Genomic DNA, 18669 nt, shown 5'->3' on the forward strand with positions numbered 1-18669 from the left:
CGTGCCATGATGGCCGACAGTACAGCCTCTATGGCTGGTGCCGTGCTGGGAACCTCTACCACCACCAGCTACGTTGAGTCCACAGCGGGTATTGCCTCTGGCGGACGCACTGGCCTGACTGCCGTGGTGGTCGCTGTGCTGTTCCTGCTTAGCCTGTTTTTTGCGCCGCTGGCCGGCTCGATACCGGTTTACGCCACCGCCGGGGCGCTGCTGTATATCGCTGTGCTGATGGCCGGCAGCCTGGCCCATGCCGACTGGGATGACCCCACGGAAGCCGCACCAGTGCTGATTGCAGCGCTGGCCATGCCGCTGACGTTCTCGATTGCTGAAGGTATCGCGTTAGGCTTTATCAGCTTTGTGGCGATCAAGGCGTTGTCCGGACGTTTTCGTGACCTCAACCCGGCAGTTGTTATTCTGGCCCTGCTGTTTGCGGCCAAGTTTCTGCTGTTTGACTAAACTTCTGATCGTTCCTGAAAGGACTCGAGAGCCCGATGAGTATCTACGGTGACTACATCAAGTCAGTGATTCGTACCGTGCCCGACTGGCCGCAGTCGGGCGTGAATTTTCGCGACATCACCCCGCTGCTGCAAAACAGCCTGGCGTTTCGCAAGCTGATCGACAGCTTCGTGCATCGCTATCAGGAGATGAATCTTGATGCGATTGCCGCTATCGATGCGCGCGGCTTCATTGTTGGTGCTCCGCTGGCCTACGAGCTTAATTGCAGCTTTGTGCCGGTGCGTAAGAAGGGCAAGCTGCCGTTTCGCACCATCAGCGAAACTTATAAGCTGGAGTACGGAGAGTCTGAAGTCGAGTTGCACTCCGATGCCTTCAAAGAGGGCGACCGAATTTTGGTCGTGGATGATCTGATTGCCACCGGTGGCACCATGTTGGCTGCCGCTAAGCTGATCACCCGCAGCGGTGGCCTGGTGGCAGAAACTGCCACCATTGTAGATCTGCCGGAACTCGGTGGCTCCAAGCGCATTCGCGAAGCAGGCTATGATGTCTTCGCGGTGTGTTCTTTTAACGAAGACGAGTAATTCACCCATGACCAGTCAACGCTATCACCAGAATTTCATCGTCTCCTGGGATCAACTGCAGCGTGATGTTCGCGAGCTGTGCCATCTATTGGTGGAGCGTGACTTCAAGGGCATTGTCGCGATTACCCGCGGTGGCCTGATTCCGGCCGCACTGATTGCCCGGGAGTTGAACGTTCGCCTGATCGATACTGTGTGCATCAAGAGCTACGACCGCATGGATCAGAGCAGTCTTGAAGTGCTCAAGGGTGTCGGGCATGACGGTGAAGGTTGGCTGCTGGTCGATGATCTGGTTGATACCGGCAAGACCGCTCTTAAAGTGCGTGAGATGATGCCCAAGGCACATTTTGTGACCATTTATGCTAAGCCGGACGGACGTCCACTAGTGGACCAGTATCTGACCGAGGTCGCCCAAGACTGCTGGATCCGTTTCCCGTGGGACATGGGCGTGGCCTATGTCGAGCCGCTGGTCGACCAGGTCAGGCGTTAAGCCATGGGCAGCCCACTTCCTGCCAGCTGGCAGGCGTATCTGGATGCTGAGTTTCAGGCGCCGTACATGCAGCAGTTGCGTGAGTTTCTGATCAGTGAGAAAGCCGCTGGCAAGGTGATTTATCCGCACTCCAGCGACTGGTTTCGCGCTTTTGAGCTGACGCCGCTGGATGACGTCAGGGTGGTGATTCTTGGCCAGGACCCGTATCACGGGCCAAACCAGGCCCACGGGCTGTGTTTTTCGGTACGCCCAGGGCAGCGTGTTCCACCATCGCTGGTGAATATTTACAAGGAGCTATACGACGATCTGGGCATTCGCCCAGTGAATCATGGCTGCCTAGAAAGTTGGGCACGTCAGGGCGTGTTACTGCTCAACACCGCTTTGACGGTGGAGCAGGGGCAGGCGGCATCGCATCGTGGCAAAGGCTGGGAGACGTTTACCGACCGGGCTATTGCCACGGTAAACGCCGAAGCCAAACCGTCAGTGTTCCTGCTATGGGGCAGCCCTGCGCGGCAGAAGAAGGCACTGGTCGATACCCGCCGCCACCTGATTCTCGAGTCTCCTCATCCTTCTCCGCTATCGGCCTATCGTGGCTTCTTCGGAAATCATCACTTCTCCCAGGCGAACGCTTTTCTCGAGCAGCACGGGCGTACACCCATCGACTGGCAGTTGCCAGACTCACCCTGAAAGTTCCCGAGGTTTCTGCCGGCTTCCAGCGCTAGCGTTTCATGTCTCGACATGTTCGTTCTACACCTCAACGCAGTATACGGTTAATATATCGCGCCAGGTGCGGGTGGCAGTCGCTAGACAGCACCCGTGGTCTTTCAGGACCTTCCATTGCCCTGTCTTCCGCGAGGTTTTTCCATGAGCGTACACTCCATTCAGCACCCACTGGTTCAGCACAAGCTGGGACTGATGCGTAAGGCCGGTATTAGCACTAAAACGTTTCGTGAACTGGCTGGCGAAGTGGCTAAGCTGCTGACCTATGAAGCCACCAGCGACCTGCAGCTGGAAAATAAAAGCATTGCTGGCTGGAACGGTCAGCCGATTGCTGTTCAGCAGCTCAAAGGTAAGAAGGTGACCGTGGTGCCGATCTTGCGTGCCGGCTTGGGTATGCTGGATGGTGTTACCGATCTGGTGCCCAGTGCGCGCATCAGTGTGGTCGGTTTGTATCGCGATGAGCAGACACTGCAGCCGGTACCCTACTTTTCGAAGCTTGCCGGGGATCTGTCCGAGCGTCTGGCTATCGTTATCGACCCGATGCTGGCCACCGGTGGTTCCATGGTTGCCACCCTCGATATGCTGCGTGACAGTGGCTGTACACAGATGAAGGTGATTGTGCTGGTGGCTGCCCCTGAAGGCATTGCGCTGGTACAGAAGCATTATCCCGACATCGAGATCTATACCGCCTCCGTGGATGAAGGTCTGGATGAAAATAGCTATATCGTTCCTGGCTTGGGAGACGCTGGCGACAAGATTTTTGGTACGCGTTAACTGAACAATGCACTGCGCTACGCCACCGCGCGTGACACTACCTGACCCAGCCTGGAGCTGAACCATGTCTCTGAAAATGGGCGCCGCGCGCGCCTCTGGTGAATCACCACTGCACACGCTGCTAACCGGCGCGCAGATGCTGTTTGTGGCCTTCGGTGCCCTGGTGCTGGTGCCACTGCTGACCGGCCTTGACCCCAACGTCGCACTCTTTACTGCCGGTGTTGGGACCTTGGTTTTTCATGCTGTTACCGGCGTCAGCGTGCCAGTATTTCTCGCTTCGTCGTTTGCCTTTATTGCGCCAATCCAGAGCTCGGTAACCAACTTTGGTATTCCTGCCACCATGGGGGCGCTGATGGCGGCGGGGGTGGTCTATATCCTGCTGTCGCAGCTGATCCGCCTGCGTGGCACGGTATTGCTGCATCGCCTGCTGCCACCGGTGGTGGTGGGACCGGTCATCATGGTGATTGGTCTGGCGCTGGCGCCCACGGCGGTAAGCATGGCAGTAGGTGAGACCAGCGAGCATATCGCCACGGGCCCGGCGATGCTGCTGTCCATGTCGAGCCTTCTGGTGACGCTGGTGTTGGCGGTGTTTGGTCGCGGGCTGCTGCGGCTGGTGCCGATCATGGGCGGTATCGTCAGCGGCTATGTGCTGGCGATGCTGATGGGTGTAGTGGACTATTCGTCGATCCACCAAGCAGACTGGTTTGCGCTGCCGGACTTTGTTGCGCCCAGTTTCAACTGGGCAGCAGTACTGTTCATGATTCCGGTGGCCATTGCTCCAGCGGTTGAGCATATCGGCGACATGGTGGCCATCGGCTCGGTGACCCGTAAAAACTATCTGGAAACGCCGGGGCTGCACCGCACGCTGCTAGGTGACGGCCTGGCTACCTGTACCGCCTCGCTGTTTGGCGGGCCGCCCAATACCACGTACTCCGAAGTCACTGGAGCGGTGACGCTGACGCGTGCTTTCAACCCCTGGATCATGGTCATCACCGCGGTCATCGCCATCCTTGCCTCCTTTATCGGTAAGCTGGGCAGCTTGCTACAGACCATCCCCGGCCCCGTGATGGGGGGCATCATGACACTACTGTTCGGTTCCATCGCTGTGGTGGGCATGAACACCCTGGTGCGTGCCGGAAAACCGCTGACCTCACCGCGCAACCTGGTGGTGGTATCACTGATTCTGGTGTTCGGCATCGGCGGCATGCAGGTCGGCGGCGGCCAGTTCACCCTGCAAGGCGTCGGCCTCGCAGCTGTCGTCGGCATCGCGCTCAACTTCATACTCCCCCGCGGCGAGGAAGACTGAGCTGAAATCAGCAGAGTTGCTGGGCCGCCTAGCGGCGCCATCGCAGCCTAAAGGCAGCTCCTACCGTGCCTTTTACAACAGCGATATTGATTGATTTCTGTAGGAGCGACGCTTGTGCCGCGTAGCGGCAGCGATGCTTTATGATTTATCGCTGATTGCCTGTCCGTGATGGAGCCCTGCGCCGCCATCAGAAAATGACGGCGGTGTGTTGGCGCTGACGATAACGGCTGCTACGTCGCTTGTGTTGCGAAAACGGTGGGGCAGCCGTGAGTCAAAGTAGTAGGCATCGCCGGCACCAAGCGTTGCGACCTCACCGTTGACGGTGATTTCGATCTCACCGGCAACCACTACGCCACCTTCCTCGCCGTCATGCTCCAGCATCTCGGCCCCGCTATCGGCACCCGGCGGATAGCGCTCGTGAAGCACTGACATGCGTCGGTCGGGCCGGCCGGCAGCGACCAGGCGCCACGACAGCTTGCCATCGCCAATCTCGGTCAGCTGGCTGGCTCGGTAGAAAGGGCTGGGATGGTTGTCCTCTCCACCAGAAAAAAAAGCGCTGATGGATACCGACATCGCATCCAGAATCTTTTTCAGCGAGCTGACCGATGGGCTGACGCTGTTTTGTTCGATCAGTGAAATGCTGCTGTTGGTCACACCGGCGCGCTTGGCCAGCTCGCGCTGCGATATATCGCGCTCCTGACGAAGCAGGCGTAACTGGGTGCCGACATCGAATACTTCACTCATGGGCCTGTCCGTAGAAAATAGTTGACACATCATACCGCCTGAGAGGCTTTGCGATAACTCTCAACTGTTAACTATCCTCTGGCTTGCCATGGCCAGCGGTGTCCGTATAAGGCATTATATATGCCAGAATACAACGCTCGAAAATGATAGGTTTCAAAGAGGCGTATAGCGTTCATGCAGCAGCGTTCAGACGACAGTTCAGCGGCGATACCAGGCGCTTCACAAGCTGTAACGGGGCTCGTGCTGGCAGGTGGTCGCGGGCAACGTCTGGGTGGGCAGGACAAGGGTCTGGTCAGTCTCAAGGGGCAGCCTCTGGTCAGTTACGCCATGGCGGTGCTCAGCGGGCAGGTCAGCGAGGTGCTGGTCAGTGCCAATCGTAATCTGGCGGATTATGACGCGCTGGGTGTCAGAGTGGTTCGCGACGCCGAACCCGACTATCCCGGGCCCTTAGCTGGCCTGCTGGCAGGTCTTGAAGCCGCCACCACACCCTGGCTTGCTGTCGTGCCCTGTGATGCTCCTTTGTTGCCGCGCTCACTGTTATCACGGCTGGCATCAGCCATTGGTGATGCCGATGTTGCTGTGGCCCATGACGGTGAGCATCTGCACCCGGTCACTGCACTGATGCGAACAGGGTTGGCGGGTGATCTGGCCCAGTATCTAGCCTCAGGTGGGCATAAGGTACGCGACTGGTATCAGCGTCAGCGCTGTGTGACGGTCGACTTTTCTGACTGCCCTGAGGCGTTTGCCAATCTTAATACCGAGTCAGACCGTTGCCGTATCGAAGCGCATCTCAACGCAACACGCTGGTATGAGGAGCCAATGACTACGGGAGTCAAGCACACGATGAATCAAGTATCCCACCCCTTGCCAGATACCCTCGATTGGCCCGATATGCCACCGCTGCTGGGTATTGCAGCCTGGAGTGGCACCGGCAAAACGACACTGCTTGAAGCGTTGCTGCCCAAACTTCGCGCGCAGGGCCTCAAGGTGGCGGTCATTAAGCATGCCCATCACGACTTTGAAATTGACACTCCCGGAAAGGATAGCCACCGGCTGCGTGAAGCAGGCGCGGTGCCCATGTTGATTGCTTCCAGCGCGCGCATCGCGATGATGATCGAAACGCCGGATCGCGAAGAAGCGGATTTGCCAGCGCTTGTGGCAATGGTGCGGCCTCATCAGCCTGACCTAATACTGGTGGAGGGCTTCAAGAGCTGGCCGTTACCTAAGCTTGAGCTGCATCGTTCGGCGCTGGGCAAGCCGCTAGCTGCGGGCTCAGACAGCTGGGTGGTAGCGGTAGCCAGTGATGTTGCACTGGAGCTGCCCGCTGAGGTAGAGCGACTCTATCTCAATGACATTGATGCGCTGGCTGAGTGGGTTGCCGCCTGGCCGGCGCGTTGGGCAGTATTTTTGCAGACAATGACAGAGACAGAGACAGAGACAGAGGCAACGCCATGAGCCTGAGCCGATCTGCGTCGTCGCTGGATATCAGCGCCCACTCTTGCTTTGCAGAGACGGATGGCGTGTTGGCGCCACAGGAAGCTCGCGAGCGCTTGCTGTCGTTAATTGATGGCCCGCTTGAACCCGAGCAGGTGGCGCTTGAGGAACTTCATGGCCGTGTGTTGTCGGCTGCAATTATTTCGCCCATGGCGGTACCCAGGCACACCAACGCGGCCATGGACGGTATTGCCCTGGCCTGGCCGGATGTTGATGCCAATACCGATGCCGTCAGTGACGGCTGGTTATGCGTAGGCAAGCAGTTGGCTGGGCAGCCGCTACAGGCCGCCCCTGGCCGTGGTGAATGCATCAAGATTACCACTGGCGCGCCGCTGCCACCGGCGGTGGATACCGTCATCATGCAAGAGCGTCTGCAGTGGCAGGGTGACCAGGTGTATGTTCAGCAGCCACAACGTGTGCGCCGTGGCCAGAATGTGCGTCAGGCGGGTGAAGATATTGCCGCAGGTAACCGTGTACTGGGCGTGGGGATGCGCCTCAATGCCGCGCATCTGGGGCTGCTGGCTTCGTTGGGCTTGAGTCACGCTGACGTCTATCGTCGCCCTCGGGTAGCGGTGTTTTCAACCGGCGACGAAGTGACAATGCCGGGGCACCCGCTGAGTGAATCCGGCATTTATGATGCCAATCGCTATGCGTTGATGGCACTGGTTCGTGAGCATGGCGGCGACGTACTGGACCTGGGCATTCTTCCTGACTGCCAGCAGACCATCAGCGATGCGCTCTACCAGGCTGCCGAGCAGGCCGACCTGGTATTGACCAGTGGCGGTGTGTCGGCGGGAGAGGCCGATATGACCCAGCGTGCGTTGCGCGCTGAGGGTCAGGTAGTTTTTTGGCAACTGGCTCTGAAGCCTGGCAAGCCGCTGGCCTGCGGGCGCCTGGGGCCGCGCGGGACGGTGTTTCTTGGTCTGCCCGGTAATCCGGTGGCCGCCATGGTGACATTCTTGCAATTCGCGGCACCGTTGCTGGCGCGGCTAGAGGGCCAGACGGCGCAGCAGGGACTACCGGTACGTCGCATGGCCCTGAGTGATCAGACAATTTCCAGCCGCCTGGGGCGCACCGACTTTTTGCGCGGCATCCACTACAGTGATGACACAGGCCAATTGCGCGTCCGCGAAGCGGGTCCGCAAGGCTCGGGGATACTGTCATCCATGGCGATGGCCGACTGCCTGATCGAGATTGGCCCTGAGCACGACCGGATTGAACACGGTGCACCGGTTACCATCCAACTACTAAGATGTTACTCATGAGGTACCTGACATGAGCCTGACCCACCTTGATGCCCGTGGTGCAGCCCACATGGTCGATGTGGCCGACAAGCCTGAAAGCCGCCGCGAAGCCAGCGCTTCGGGGTGTATACGCATGCGCCCTGAAACGCTGGCGTTGTTGGCCGAACAAGGGTTGCCCAAGGGGGATGTACTGGCCACTGCGCGCATTGCCGGCATTCAGGCCGCCAAGCGCACCCACGAACTGATTCCGCTGTGCCATGCCCTGCCGTTGTCAAAAGTCAGCATCGACTTTGAGCTCGACAGCGCCGCCTCCTGCGTACGTGTGACGGCAACCTGCCGTCTCAACGGCAGAACTGGCGTGGAAATGGAAGCCCTGACAGCCGTGTCGATAGCCTGTCTGACGCTCTACGATATGTGCAAGGCGGTTGATAAGGACATGCAGATCGGCGACATCCACCTCAACACCAAAAGCGGTGGCGTTTCAGGAGACTACAGCCGGGCTGATACCTATGCCGAACAGCCAACACCGATTGTTGCTGCCAGCGCCGAGGCAGGGCGGGTAGCACTGACGCTGGGCAGCCAACGGGCGCCTAGTGTACGGGTCAAATGTCTGGCCGAGCTGCGCGAACGGCTCGGCACAAGCGAGCTGGTCGTGCCATTTGATGAGCTGGCCAGTGCGGATGTGGCCGGGCTCAAGTCAGCACTCAAAGCTCAGGATGAACGCTTCAACGAGCTTGATGACAAGCGCCTGCTGTGTGCTGTAAACCAGAGTATAGCCAACGACGCCACGCCACTGACCCATGACGATGAAGTCGCTTTCTTTCCGCCGGTGACCGGAGGCTAAGCATGATACATGTCCAGCACGAGACCTTTGATGCGGGCGCTGAGCAGCGTGCCATGCTGAAAGAGCGGCACGACATTGGTGCTGTGGTCAGCTTTACTGGGCTAGTGCGTGATTTCAACGAGCGTCCCGATGTGCAGGGTCTGACCCTTGAGCATTATCCGGGCATGACTGAAAAGGCCCTGGAGGATATCGTCAGCGAAGCGAAGCTGCGCTGGCCGTTGCAGGCCGTTCGGGTTATTCACCGGGTCGGGCGTCTCGCCCCCGGTGACCCTATCGTGTTGGTGATGGTGGCCAGTGCCCATCGTCGCGATGCCTTTCTGGCGTGCGACTTTTTGATGGATTATCTCAAGACTCGAGCACCGTTTTGGAAAAAAGAGCAGACCGCCAGTGGCGATTATTGGGTTGCCGAACGCCACTCGGACCAGCAGGACGCCAGCCGCTGGACCCCCAGCGCTAGGGAGACAGCTCATGACTGAACAGCTTATTGATACCTTTGGCCGCCGCGTCGATTATGTTCGACTGTCGGTGACCGACCGTTGTGATTTTCGCTGTGTCTATTGCATGAGTGAGGACATGACATTTCTGCCGCGCAGCGAAGTCCTTACGCTTGAAGAAATCGCTCTAGTTGCCCGAGCCTTTACCGAGCTGGGTGTCAAAAAGTTGCGTTTGACCGGCGGTGAGCCATTGGTACGGCGTGATATTGCTCAACTGGTCTCAAGCATTGGCCGACTGTCCGGACTCACTGATTTTGCCATGACCACTAACGGGGCCAGCCTGCGCAAACTTGCCCCCGCACTACGCGACGGTGGGCTTCAGCGGCTCAATATCAGTCTCGACTCGTTGGACGCTGATCTGTTTCGGCGGCTAACCCGTACCGGCAATCTCGATAAGGTAATCGACGGTATTCGTGCGGCTCGCGAGGCCGGCTTTGAGCGTATCAAGCTCAATGCTGTCATCCTCAAGGGACGCAACGATAACGAAGTATTGCCGTTGGTCGAGTTTGCCATGTCTGAAGGCCTCGACATCAGCTTTATTGAAGAAATGCCGCTGGGTGACGTTAGTGACCATTGCCGTGGTGAAACGTATTTCTCAAGCGATGATGTCAAAGAGCGCATTGAATCACGCTATCGGTTGACTGCCAGCGTTGAGACCACTCCGGGGCCATCACGCTATTTTGCACTGGATGATAGCCCGACACGCATCGGCTTTATTTCACCACACAGTCATAACTTCTGTGATACCTGCAATCGCGTCAGAGTCACCGTGGAAGGGCGCTTGTTACTGTGTCTGGGTAATGAGCACTCCGTTGATCTGCGTGCCGTGCTGCGCAGTTATCCTGGCAATATCGAGCGCCTCAAGCAGGCCATTATTGACGCCATGCCACTCAAACCAGAGCGTCACCATTTCACGACTGATGGCGATGTTCAGGTAGTGCGCTTCATGAACATGACCGGGGGCTAGTACCCCGTTTTATCCTCGTCACCAGAGTACACAGCTACTCTTGGCATATTGCAGGATAAATCCGTCTTATCGTCCTGTATGTTTTCCTTGCCAGCTCATTAAACAGCATATATCTTCAGACAAGTAATCATCGGTAAAGTAACTATTGAAGAGTTACCTGTAACTGGAGAAATGGTGATGTCTAGTGAAGCCTTGGAACGCATTGCCCGCAACAAGAATGTTGCTCGCGCGGCGGCACGGCAGCTCAGCATTGAACAGCTGACCAAACTGGTTGACGTTATCGGCGAGGTCATTGAGCAAAAGCACGAAGACGAGCGTCTTCGTCAGGCTGAGCACAGCGAAAAGGCCCGTAAGCTTGAAGAAATTCGCGATCAGCTTGAAGAAGCTGGTCTGTCTGTTGAGGACCTCGTGCCGCAAGAGCCCCGCCGCAAACGCGGCCGCCCACCCAAGAATAAAAGTCTGTAAGTTGCGAAATACAACAAACCTATGCATTTAGGTCAGCTGTAGCTGTTTTTCGGCTGCGATGGCGCCGTTAGGCGCCTGAGATTACCAGTTCAGAGTCCAGTCAGTGATTGAGGTGACTTTCCATCTCAGCTGCAAGTAGTTGCAGGTGAACATTGGGCATGCGGCGCAGATGTTGATTAAGCCAGTGCAGCAGACGTGGCTTAAGGGCATGGCGAAGTTCGGCCAGGGTGTCGGTATGGATATCATTCAGGCACATATCAACCCAGTCGGCGAAGGCGGTTTCATCTAAAGGTGAAGCCAGGTTGCCGTCAATCAGTAACTGGCCGATGCGTGTCCAGCCGTCGCCACTTGCCGTGATGGTCAGCGCCACGAACAACTCGCCGTGACGATGTGCGCCCTCACCCTCAAGCCCAGGAAGGGCGGCGACTTCATCCTGGCGTATGATTCGCGGTGTTTGTGGATAGCGCGCTTCCAGGTGCAGCCCCTCGTGGTCGAGACGAATCAGGTCGCCATTGCGGGGGATAAGCGGAACTTCGATACCCATTTCTTTAGCCAGTTGCTGATGCGCTTGCTGATGGCGCAGCTCACCGTGCACGGGAACCAGTCGCCTGGGGCGTATCCAGCCATAAAGTGTGGAGAGCTCTTCCTGGGCTGGGTGACCGGAGGCATGCAGCTCGGGGTGTTGGATATCATCCATCAGACTAACGCCGAGGCTAGTTAGCCCGCGTTTGACGCGCTCGATTAAGCGCTCGTTACCGGGAATGGCCCGGGAAGAGAAAATTACGGTGTCGCCGCTGGCAAGCTCCATGTGCGGGTGGCGGCCCTGGGCCAGGCGTGATAATGCTGCCCTGGGCTCACCCTGGCTACCAGTGGCGATCACCAGCACTTCTTCAGGTGGTAGGTAACCAAGATCGCGCGTTGGCACCAGCGGTGGCATATCCTCCAGATAGCCAAGGCCGCGAGCCACGCTGACCATACGCTCCATAGAGCGTCCCATGAGGCTGATACGCCGCCCACATTTTTCAGCCGCACGGCTGATGGCGAGTACACGTGCCAGGTTGCTGGCAAAGCAGCTGACAATCACGCGCCCCTTGCAGCTGGCGATAGCAGGCATCAGCGCCTGTGCCACAACGCCTTCGCTGCGTGAGTGACCTGGCTGTAGCGCATTGGTCGAATCGCCGACGACCAGATCAACCGGTGCCAGTGCCTGATACAGCTGTGGATCTACTGCAGGCCCAAGCAGGGGCTCCGGGTCGAGTTTCCAGTCGCCGGTGTGCAGCACCCGATAACTGCCTGTTGTTAGCAACAAGGCACAGCTCTCGGGAATTGAGTGCGTCATCGGCAGGTAGCGCAGGGCAAAGGGATCAATGTCCAGCGCTTCTCCTGGTTCAATAACCTGGATGGCGTGCTGGGCTAGACCGCGCTCGGCGAACTTGGCGCGTAGCAGCCCTGCTGCCAGCGGTGTGGCGTGAATCGGACAGCCCCATTTCGGCCACAGCCAGGCGGCAGCACCGATGTGGTCTTCATGACCGTGGGTGATAATCAAAGCAGCAGGGCGGATGCCCAGCGCATCCAGAGTGGCCAAGTCGGGAACCTGCAACGGGCTGTCGGGCAGGTCTTGGCGGATCATCATGCCGCAATCCAGTGCAATCCAGTGGCCGTCATACCCGTACAGGTTCAGGTTCATGCCGATCTCGCCTGACCCACCTAGCGGCAGAAAGTGCAGCGGTGAGCGACGGCGGGGGCGAATCTGAACGCGTGGTTGTGACATGAGCGTGGGTCGTATCCAAAAAGGGTTTGCAGAGTACTATATCAGCCTGGGCCGTCTCAGTCCGAGTTGAGGATCAAAGGACGCGCAGCGGTGAATTCTCCCCAAGGCGCTGGCGTTATTAGCTATAATGCACCACCTGCAGAGAGGGCAGTTTGTGCTTAGCCTTCATCTTTTTCATACCACGAATTTTTACAGAAGCTTTCGATGTCACATTATTATCGTCTGGTTGTTTCATGCCCCGACAATGTCGGAATCGTTGCGCGTGTTTCAGGGTTTATCGCCGATCAGGGCGGCTCCATTACCGAGGCCAGCCAGCACTCTGATCTGGATGCTGGACGCTTCTTCATGCGCTATGAAATCAGCGCCGACTCTCTGAGTGTCACTGGTGAACAGCTGAGTGCAGCGTTTGAGTCTATTGCCGAGTCCTTCAATATGGACTGGAAGCTCTCTGACTCACGCGTCAGGCAGCGAGTTGTGCTGATGGTCAGTAAAGAAAGCCATTGCCTGGCCGATTTGTTGTACCGCTGGCGATCGGGTGAGCTGGACTGCGATATTGTCGGCGTGGTGTCGAACCATGACGAGATGCGTTCAGTCACTGAGTGGCACGGTATCCCCTATTTCCACGTGCCGGTAGAGCCTGAGAATAAAGCCCCGGCCTTTGCCGAGGTGCAGCGGCTGGTTGATGAGCTGCGCGCGGACTGTGTTGTGCTGGCCCGCTACATGCAGATCTTGCCGCCGGATTTGTGCGAGCGATATTCTGGGCGTGTTATCAATATTCATCACAGTTTTCTACCGTCTTTTGCCGGTGCCCGGCCGTATCACCAAGCCTACCAGCGCGGTGTAAAACTGATCGGGGCCACTTGCCACTATGTCACTGAAGCACTCGATGCTGGCCCGATTATCGAGCAGGATATCCACCGTGTCAGCCACTGCCACGCGCCTCAGGATCTGGTGCGCTTTGGTCGCGATGTGGAGAAGGCCGTGCTGGCCAGGGGCCTGCGCTGGCATCTTGAAGACCGTGTGATCGTGCATGGCAACAAGACAGTGGTCTTCGCCTAGCCATCAGCCGACACGGCCAACGGAGAATCCCATGACGTTTTCTGAACCCGTGCTGGCGCCGTGGCTGTTGTGGCTGAGCTTCGCTGTATCCGCAGGGTTTCTGGGATTGGCGCTGAGTCGCCGCCCATGGCGAGCCCTGCTGGACGACAGCAGTCTCCAGCACCGCTGGCTTGCGACGACCGTCATCGTCATGCTGATGTGGCAGTTACGCGCCCAGGCAGTGGACTGGCTGACATTGCATCTGATGTTTACAGCGCTACTGACGCTGATGTTCAAGGCGCCGCTGGCATTGATAGCCGTCACCCTGATCAACCTGGCCATGGCGGCGATTGGTCGTTGTGACTGGAGTCTGGTTGGCCTCAACATCGTTGTGACCGGCGTGATACCGGCGCTGACGATCAGTACTGTCTGGCGCCTGGTGGATCGATACCTAGCGGATCACCTGATGGTGTTTATTTTTGTGTGTGGTTTTTTTGGCTCAGCCTTATCGTCGCTGTTTGCAGGCCTTATCGCGGTGGGACTGGTGCTGATTGGTGCCTCTGACCCGGAGGTTGTACGAAACGCTATTGAATATGCACGCTTCTTGCCACTGCTGATGCCATCAGAAGCTTTCATTACTGGCATGTTGCTGAGTATTCTGGTGGTCTACCACCCAGAATGGGTGGCCACCTTCAGTCAGCATCGCTACATCGATACCAAATAACACCTGAGAAAATAGATGTATGCCATTGTTTTTAAAGAAACAGTAGGAGCCGACGTTGGGCGCCCATGCATACCGCTGTTGTAAAAGACACGGTAGGAGCTGCCTTTAGGCTGCGATGGCGCCGTCAGGCGCCTGGGGTTTCCAGACTTTTTGTCGATACTTCACAGATGAAGTTTCAACTGTGGGCTGTCGTTGTCGGGATTGATTCTTACACCGACGCCAAGCAGCCGCACAGGGCGGCGTTTGCGTTGCCAAGCGTTGGCGAGTAGCTCGAGCAGGCGTTGTCGGCTGGTATCGTGGCCGCGCTCTTCCATGGTGGTGAGGCTGAAGTCATCGAAGCGAACCTTGACGAAACGGGCGATGGTGGCGGGGTTGCCGTGACGTTCCAGGCGCTGTTCGAGCTTTTCGGTTAATGGCAGAAGTGCCTGACGGGCGGCGTCCAGTGTCGGGAGGTCCTGGGCGAAGGTGGTTTCAACACTGATCGATTTTCTGTTTCTCTCGACATTGACTGGCCGGTCATCAATTCCCCGGGCCAGTTGATAGAGGCGCAAACCGAATTTTCCGAAGTTCTCCACCAGCGGTTGCAATGGAAGCTGGCGCAGATCGGTACAGGTGTGAATATTTAGACGCTGAAGTTTTGCCTCAGTTGCGGGGCCAACGCCATGAAGCTTGCTGACTGGCAGGGTGTCGATAAAACTCCCGACCTGCTCAGGAGTGATAACGGTCAGACCATCGGGTTTTTCCCAGTCGCTGGCGATCTTGGCCAGGAAGCGTGAGGGGGCCACGCCAACTGAAAGCGTGATGCCGGTGCGCTCAAGGCATTGCTGCTTGAGCCACTGGGCCATATAGGTCGCGCTGCCCTGAAAAGCTGTGACCGTTGACACGTCTAAATAGGCTTCGTCGAGTGAGAGAGGCTCAACGATGGGGGTAAGCTCGTAAAAAATTTCCTGGATGGTTCGGGAAACGGCACGATATTTGTCAAAATTACCCGGCATCAGCGTCAAAGATGGGCACAGCCTCATGGCTCGAGCGGTAGGCATGGCTGAGCGCACACCATAGGCTCGGGCAGGGTAGTTGCAAGTTGCAATGACGCCGCGGCGCTCGCTGGCTCCGCCAATGGCCAGTGGTATATCACGCAGTGCCGGATTATCGCGCATTTCTACCGCGGCATAAAAGCAGTCGCAGTCGGCATGCAGTATCTTGCGAACGCCCGGCTCTGACGCTGATGTTCGTGTGGTGTCAGTCATACCTGTTAGCGATTTGAATCAGTTGAGTGCCCGGCCATCGCCGCCACGAATCACGCCAACGCCAATGCCCTCAATCTCCAGCTCCTGGTGGCGCAGATCGACGCTGATTGGCTCGAACTCTGCGTTTTCTGCATGCAGTGTCACCATGTGGCCATTGCGTTCGAAACGCTTGACGGTAACGTTGTCTTCCAACCGGGCCACTACGATCTGGCCATCACGGATGCGCTCAGTACGATGCACCGCCAGCAGATCGCCTTCCAGAATGCCGATGTCTTTCATCGACAGTCCGCGTACCCGTAGCAGATAATCGGCGCGCGGAGTGAAGAATTCTGGGGGCAGTGGGCAGTAGCGATCGATGTGCTCGGTGGCTAGTATCGGGCTACCGGCGGCGACTTCACCGATGATCGGTAACTCGGCCTGCCCAGCGGGAGTATCTTCACCACCGGTGCTGTCTGCCGGGATGTTTTCCTTACTGGGCAGGCGTATTCCGCGAGAAGTGCCGCGGATCATACGAATAGCGCCTTTACGCTCCAGAGCCCGCAGGTGTTCCTCGGCCGCGTTAGGTGAGCGAAACCCTAGGGCGCGTGATATTTCAGCCCGGGTTGGAGGATAGCCCATGTCATTCATGGTTTTGATAATGAAGTCGTAGACGTTTTGTTGGCGCGATGTAAGGGGGCGGGACATGCGACCTCCAGGTAGGTGATGTCAGGATAGTTGTTCAAGTGTACAGTATGGCAATGCATCCAGTAAGGTGTTGCCCAGAATCATAGCGCATTGAGCTGCGTTGCTATCTGCCTTACACTTCGGCGTATTAAACAAACGCTTATTGATCTCGTAGTTCACCTTCGGAAACCGTGACATGGCCCAGCCCGATACCGTTACCCGCATTTTGGATACTGCGGAGGTGCTGTTTGCTGAGCGTGGGTTCGCTGAAACTTCGCTACGCACCATTACCAGCAAGGCCAAGGTCAACCTTGCTGCCGTCAACTATCACTTTGGCTCAAAGAAGTCGCTGATTCAGGCCGTGTTTGCCCGCTACCTTGATCCCTTCGCCGTGCATTTTCACGTGGCGCTGGATGCGCTGGATGAAAAATACCGTAATACCAGTGATGGGGTGCCGCTGGAGGTGCTGCTGGAAACCCTGACCCGCACCGTGCTTGAAATACCTGCCGAGCGTAATAGTCTCAGGGTGTTTATGCGCCTGCTGGGGCTAGCCTATAGCCAGGCGCAGGGGCACTTACGCAGTTATCTGCAGGAACAATACGGTGATGTTTTTACGCGCTTTACTGAGTTGCTGCGACGAGCCACGCCAGACCTGCCGGAAACGGAACGCTTCTGGCGGCTACACTTCATGCTCGGCTCAGTGATTTTCACCTTGTCGGGGCTGGAAGCGCTTAGAGACATTGCCGAAAAAGACTATGGAGAACGTGTTTCGGTGCGTGAGCTGGTGCGCCGTCTTCAGCCAGTAGTGGTTCAGGCCATGAATGCGCCACTGGCACCGCCGATGCCCGACTCGGCCTGCTGATCCTTGAGCGCAGTCAGCTGACCGGCGGCTATATCGCACTGCCCAGTTCGAAAATCGGCAAATACATGGAAATCACCAGAAAACCCACCATGGCGCCAAGCAATACGAGAATGAAGGGCTCCAGCAGGGTGGTGAGATTATCGACCAGGGTGTTGACCTCTTCCTCATAGTATTCCGCGATGCGATCAAGCATGGCGTCCAGCGCGCCGGCTTCTTCACCAATGCCCACCATCTGTATCGCAAGCGGCGGGAACTGCCCGCTTAGACGCATAGCAACATGCAGTTGCAGCCCGCCTGAAACGTCATCGCGTGCATTGGTCACGGCTTTATCATACACGCGGTTTCCTGTCGTACCAGCGGCGGTGGTGAGCGCCTCAACCAGTGGTACACCGGCACCAAAGGTGGTGGCGAGCGTACGCGCGTAACGTGCCACAGCTGATTTGTTGAGTATGCTGCCAAGCACCGGCAGCTTCAGTGCAATCCGGTGTACCCGAAAAGCAAAGCTGGCCGAGCGACGCATGCCCTGTATGAATACAGCAGTCGTGGTAAGCAGCCCTGCAGCGAACCACTCCCACCAAGCCTGAGCGGACTCAGACAGCATGATCGTCAAGCGGGTCATGGCCGGTAGCTCTGCACCAAAGCCGCTGAAAAGTGCTTCGAACTGCGGTACCACCTTGATCAGCAGCAGGGCAGTCACGCCGACGCCAACTGCGATGACCGCAATGGGATAAACCATCGCTTTTCTGACTTTACGCTTGATAAGCTCGTGTGACTCTTTATAGCTGGCGACCCGTTCAAGCATGACATCCAGCGAACCAGACTGCTCCCCGGCTTCTACCAGGTTGCAGAACAGTTGATCGAAATGTTTCGGATAGCGACTGAGCGCCTCAGCAAAGCTCGCCCCGGCCGACACCTCGTGCATCAGGTCGTGCACCAACTTGTTCATCACCGGCTTTTTCTGGGTCTCTGCTACCACTTGAAATGCCTGAAGGATGGGAATGCCGGCGCGAATCAGCGTCGCCATCTGCCGTGAAAATAGCATGATATCCCGAGGCGTCACCCTACCCATGCCTCTAGTGAAACGCTTGCGCGTTAACCGAGGAAAAATAACTTTCTGGTTTATCAGCGCCTTTTCTGCCTCCGCCTTGCTACCAGCGATAAGCTCTCCCTGAACCTTACGTCCCTTGACACTCTTGCCTGACCAGCGCCAGCGATAGAGTTTGGCCTTGTGTTTAGTGTTGAGTGAAGTCGCCATCGTCACACTCCCTGTGTTATTTGGCCTGGCTGCCACGACACCGTTACAGCCAAGGCAGCTTCTAGCAAGAACATAGCCCCCCGCGTTTTCGTTTCTACAAATGGGTGATCACGCGGTTGACCTCAGCCAGGCTGGTTTCGCCGAGCAGAACTTTTTCCAGCGCACTTCGACTCAGGTCGGGGTATTCATGGCGTCGTGCAGTCTGGTCTATTTCTTTGGCGCTAGCACCGGCCATGATCAGCTGGCTCAGGTCATCATTAATAGGAAGCACCTCATAAATACCCACTCGGCCTTTATAACCTAGGGTGCAGTGCTGGCAACCCACGGCTTCGAACAGGGTGGCGCTACTTGTTTCTGCAGCGTTGAAGCCAAGGTTAATCAACGCCTGAGCGGGAATCCGGGCAGGACGTTTGCATTTGTTGCAAAGCCGACGTGCTAGGCGTTGAGCGATGATTAGCTTGACTGCGCTTGCGATATTGAATGCCGCCACGCCCATGTCAGAAAGCCGACCGATGGTTTCAGCCGCTGAGTTG

At 57.3% G+C, this 18669-nt stretch carries 21 protein-coding genes and 1 pseudogene; 16 read left to right on the top strand and 6 right to left on the bottom strand.

What is annotated here, in order from left to right; genetic code table 11:
- From ACTH3D_RS08175 to ACTH3D_RS08200, 6 genes are all read left to right on the top strand, one after another.
- A partial coding sequence (locus ACTH3D_RS08175) for a solute carrier family 23 protein (protein WP_441666573.1) occupies window positions 1-456 on the top strand: 456 nt, incomplete at its 5' end.
- A gap of 35 nt (window positions 457-491) precedes the next feature.
- Window positions 492-1037 (top strand): adenine phosphoribosyltransferase, encoded by a 546-nt coding sequence (locus tag ACTH3D_RS08180; protein ID WP_441666574.1) that lies wholly within the window; start codon window positions 492-494, stop codon window positions 1035-1037.
- Between the two features lie 7 nt (window positions 1038-1044).
- A complete protein-coding gene (gene gpt, locus ACTH3D_RS08185) occupies window positions 1045-1524 on the top strand; it encodes a xanthine phosphoribosyltransferase (RefSeq protein WP_441666575.1) in 480 nt (159 codons plus the stop codon).
- A 3-nt stretch (window positions 1525-1527) separates the two neighbouring features.
- Window positions 1528-2211 (top strand): uracil-DNA glycosylase, encoded by a 684-nt coding sequence (gene ung, locus ACTH3D_RS08190; protein ID WP_441666576.1) that lies wholly within the window; start codon window positions 1528-1530, stop codon window positions 2209-2211.
- Between the two features lie 177 nt (window positions 2212-2388).
- Entirely contained in the window at window positions 2389-3018 is a 630-nt protein-coding gene (gene upp / locus ACTH3D_RS08195; protein WP_441666577.1) for a uracil phosphoribosyltransferase, read from the top strand.
- A 64-nt stretch (window positions 3019-3082) separates the two neighbouring features.
- A complete protein-coding gene (locus tag ACTH3D_RS08200) occupies window positions 3083-4324 on the top strand; it encodes a uracil-xanthine permease family protein (RefSeq protein ID WP_441666578.1) in 1242 nt (413 codons plus the stop codon).
- A gap of 138 nt (window positions 4325-4462) precedes the next feature.
- On the opposite strand, the gene ACTH3D_RS08205 is transcribed toward ACTH3D_RS08200, so the two are convergent.
- On the bottom strand, window positions 4463-5068 hold the full coding sequence (locus ACTH3D_RS08205) for a cupin domain-containing protein (RefSeq protein WP_441666579.1): 606 nt from the start codon (window positions 5066-5068) through the stop codon (window positions 4463-4465).
- A gap of 174 nt (window positions 5069-5242) precedes the next feature.
- Here ACTH3D_RS08205 and mobA point away from each other — a divergent pair.
- The 7 genes and pseudogenes from mobA to ACTH3D_RS08240 all read left to right on the top strand — a co-directional run.
- Window positions 5243-5824, top strand: a pseudogene (mobA, locus tag ACTH3D_RS08210) (molybdenum cofactor guanylyltransferase MobA); the annotation flags it as partial.
- 87 nt (window positions 5825-5911) lie between these two features.
- Window positions 5912-6523 carry a molybdopterin-guanine dinucleotide biosynthesis protein B gene (mobB, locus tag ACTH3D_RS08215; protein WP_441666592.1) on the top strand — a complete coding sequence of 204 codons (612 nt, stop codon included), beginning with the start codon at window positions 5912-5914 and terminating at the stop codon, window positions 6521-6523.
- A complete protein-coding gene (gene moeA, locus ACTH3D_RS08220; RefSeq protein ID WP_441666580.1) occupies window positions 6520-7827 on the top strand; it encodes a molybdopterin molybdotransferase MoeA in 1308 nt (435 codons plus the stop codon). Before mobB ends, moeA begins: the two co-directional genes overlap by 4 nt.
- Window positions 7828-7837: 10 nt before the next feature.
- Window positions 7838-8650, top strand: coding sequence for a cyclic pyranopterin monophosphate synthase MoaC (gene moaC, locus ACTH3D_RS08225; RefSeq protein WP_441666581.1), 813 nt, complete (start codon window positions 7838-7840; stop codon window positions 8648-8650).
- Window positions 8651-8652: 2 nt separating this feature from the next.
- Window positions 8653-9126, top strand: a complete 474-nt coding sequence (moaE, locus tag ACTH3D_RS08230) for a molybdopterin synthase catalytic subunit MoaE (protein ID WP_441666582.1) — start codon at window positions 8653-8655, stop codon at window positions 9124-9126.
- Window positions 9119-10111, top strand: coding sequence for a GTP 3',8-cyclase MoaA (gene moaA / locus ACTH3D_RS08235; RefSeq protein WP_441666583.1), 993 nt, complete (start codon window positions 9119-9121; stop codon window positions 10109-10111). Before moaE ends, moaA begins: the two co-directional genes overlap by 8 nt.
- A gap of 177 nt (window positions 10112-10288) precedes the next feature.
- On the top strand, window positions 10289-10576 hold the full coding sequence (locus tag ACTH3D_RS08240) for an H-NS family histone-like protein (RefSeq protein WP_441666584.1): 288 nt from the start codon (window positions 10289-10291) through the stop codon (window positions 10574-10576).
- A 100-nt stretch (window positions 10577-10676) separates the two neighbouring features.
- Here ACTH3D_RS08240 and ACTH3D_RS08245 read toward each other — a convergent pair whose 3' ends face one another.
- Window positions 10677-12263 (bottom strand): ribonuclease J, encoded by a 1587-nt coding sequence (locus tag ACTH3D_RS08245; protein ID WP_441666593.1) that lies wholly within the window; start codon window positions 12261-12263, stop codon window positions 10677-10679.
- 288 nt (window positions 12264-12551) lie between these two features.
- Between ACTH3D_RS08245 and purU the strand changes: the two genes are divergently transcribed.
- Entirely contained in the window at window positions 12552-13406 is an 855-nt protein-coding gene (gene purU / locus ACTH3D_RS08250; protein ID WP_441666585.1) for a formyltetrahydrofolate deformylase, read from the top strand.
- 31 nt (window positions 13407-13437) lie between these two features.
- Complete coding sequence (locus ACTH3D_RS08255) at window positions 13438-14109, top strand: energy-coupling factor ABC transporter permease (RefSeq protein WP_441666586.1); 672 nt, start codon at window positions 13438-13440, stop codon at window positions 14107-14109.
- 161 nt (window positions 14110-14270) lie between these two features.
- Here ACTH3D_RS08255 and dinB read toward each other — a convergent pair whose 3' ends face one another.
- Both dinB and lexA read right to left on the bottom strand, forming a co-directional pair.
- Window positions 14271-15356, bottom strand: a complete 1086-nt coding sequence (dinB, locus tag ACTH3D_RS08260) for a DNA polymerase IV (RefSeq protein WP_441666587.1) — start codon at window positions 15354-15356, stop codon at window positions 14271-14273.
- 18 nt (window positions 15357-15374) lie between these two features.
- Window positions 15375-16040 (bottom strand): transcriptional repressor LexA, encoded by a 666-nt coding sequence (gene lexA, locus ACTH3D_RS08265; protein WP_441666588.1) that lies wholly within the window; start codon window positions 16038-16040, stop codon window positions 15375-15377.
- 175 nt (window positions 16041-16215) lie between these two features.
- Between lexA and ACTH3D_RS08270 the strand changes: the two genes are divergently transcribed.
- Window positions 16216-16881 carry a TetR/AcrR family transcriptional regulator gene (locus tag ACTH3D_RS08270; protein WP_441666589.1) on the top strand — a complete coding sequence of 222 codons (666 nt, stop codon included), beginning with the start codon at window positions 16216-16218 and terminating at the stop codon, window positions 16879-16881.
- Between the two features lie 28 nt (window positions 16882-16909).
- On the opposite strand, the gene ACTH3D_RS08275 is transcribed toward ACTH3D_RS08270, so the two are convergent.
- Both ACTH3D_RS08275 and ACTH3D_RS08280 read right to left on the bottom strand, forming a co-directional pair.
- Window positions 16910-18136 carry a type II secretion system F family protein gene (locus tag ACTH3D_RS08275; RefSeq protein WP_441666590.1) on the bottom strand — a complete coding sequence of 409 codons (1227 nt, stop codon included), beginning with the start codon at window positions 18134-18136 and terminating at the stop codon, window positions 16910-16912.
- Between the two features lie 94 nt (window positions 18137-18230).
- On the bottom strand, window positions 18231-18669 hold a 439-nt coding region (locus tag ACTH3D_RS08280), incomplete at its 5' end, for a GspE/PulE family protein (RefSeq protein ID WP_441666591.1).

This window comes from Halomonas sp., from assembly GCF_052095765.1.
Classification (GTDB): Bacteria; Pseudomonadota; Gammaproteobacteria; order Pseudomonadales; family Halomonadaceae; genus Halomonas.

What these genes read in the sequence shown, in the direction of transcription:
- moaE (WP_441666582.1), top strand. Translation starts at nt 8,653, where the DNA reads ATGATACATGTCCAGCACGAGACCTTTGATGCGGGCGCTGAGCAGCGT.
- ACTH3D_RS08275 (WP_441666590.1), bottom strand. Translation starts at nt 18,136, where the DNA reads ATGGCGACTTCACTCAACACTAAACACAAGGCCAAACTCTATCGCTGG.
- upp (WP_441666577.1), top strand. Translation starts at nt 2,389, where the DNA reads ATGAGCGTACACTCCATTCAGCACCCACTGGTTCAGCACAAGCTGGGA.
- ACTH3D_RS08200 (WP_441666578.1), top strand. Translation starts at nt 3,083, where the DNA reads ATGTCTCTGAAAATGGGCGCCGCGCGCGCCTCTGGTGAATCACCACTG.
- gpt (WP_441666575.1), top strand. Translation starts at nt 1,045, where the DNA reads ATGACCAGTCAACGCTATCACCAGAATTTCATCGTCTCCTGGGATCAA.
- dinB (WP_441666587.1), bottom strand. Translation starts at nt 15,356, where the DNA reads ATGACTGACACCACACGAACATCAGCGTCAGAGCCGGGCGTTCGCAAG.
- ACTH3D_RS08205 (WP_441666579.1), bottom strand. Translation starts at nt 5,068, where the DNA reads ATGAGTGAAGTATTCGATGTCGGCACCCAGTTACGCCTGCTTCGTCAG.
- moaA (WP_441666583.1), top strand. Translation starts at nt 9,119, where the DNA reads ATGACTGAACAGCTTATTGATACCTTTGGCCGCCGCGTCGATTATGTT.
- moeA (WP_441666580.1), top strand. Translation starts at nt 6,520, where the DNA reads ATGAGCCTGAGCCGATCTGCGTCGTCGCTGGATATCAGCGCCCACTCT.
- moaC (WP_441666581.1), top strand. Translation starts at nt 7,838, where the DNA reads ATGAGCCTGACCCACCTTGATGCCCGTGGTGCAGCCCACATGGTCGAT.
- ACTH3D_RS08270 (WP_441666589.1), top strand. Translation starts at nt 16,216, where the DNA reads ATGGCCCAGCCCGATACCGTTACCCGCATTTTGGATACTGCGGAGGTG.
- ACTH3D_RS08240 (WP_441666584.1), top strand. Translation starts at nt 10,289, where the DNA reads ATGTCTAGTGAAGCCTTGGAACGCATTGCCCGCAACAAGAATGTTGCT.
- ung (WP_441666576.1), top strand. Translation starts at nt 1,528, where the DNA reads ATGGGCAGCCCACTTCCTGCCAGCTGGCAGGCGTATCTGGATGCTGAG.
- mobB (WP_441666592.1), top strand. Translation starts at nt 5,912, where the DNA reads ATGAATCAAGTATCCCACCCCTTGCCAGATACCCTCGATTGGCCCGAT.
- purU (WP_441666585.1), top strand. Translation starts at nt 12,552, where the DNA reads ATGTCACATTATTATCGTCTGGTTGTTTCATGCCCCGACAATGTCGGA.
- ACTH3D_RS08245 (WP_441666593.1), bottom strand. Translation starts at nt 12,263, where the DNA reads ATGAACCTGAACCTGTACGGGTATGACGGCCACTGGATTGCACTGGAT.
- ACTH3D_RS08255 (WP_441666586.1), top strand. Translation starts at nt 13,438, where the DNA reads ATGACGTTTTCTGAACCCGTGCTGGCGCCGTGGCTGTTGTGGCTGAGC.
- ACTH3D_RS08180 (WP_441666574.1), top strand. Translation starts at nt 492, where the DNA reads ATGAGTATCTACGGTGACTACATCAAGTCAGTGATTCGTACCGTGCCC.
- lexA (WP_441666588.1), bottom strand. Translation starts at nt 16,040, where the DNA reads ATGTCCCGCCCCCTTACATCGCGCCAACAAAACGTCTACGACTTCATT.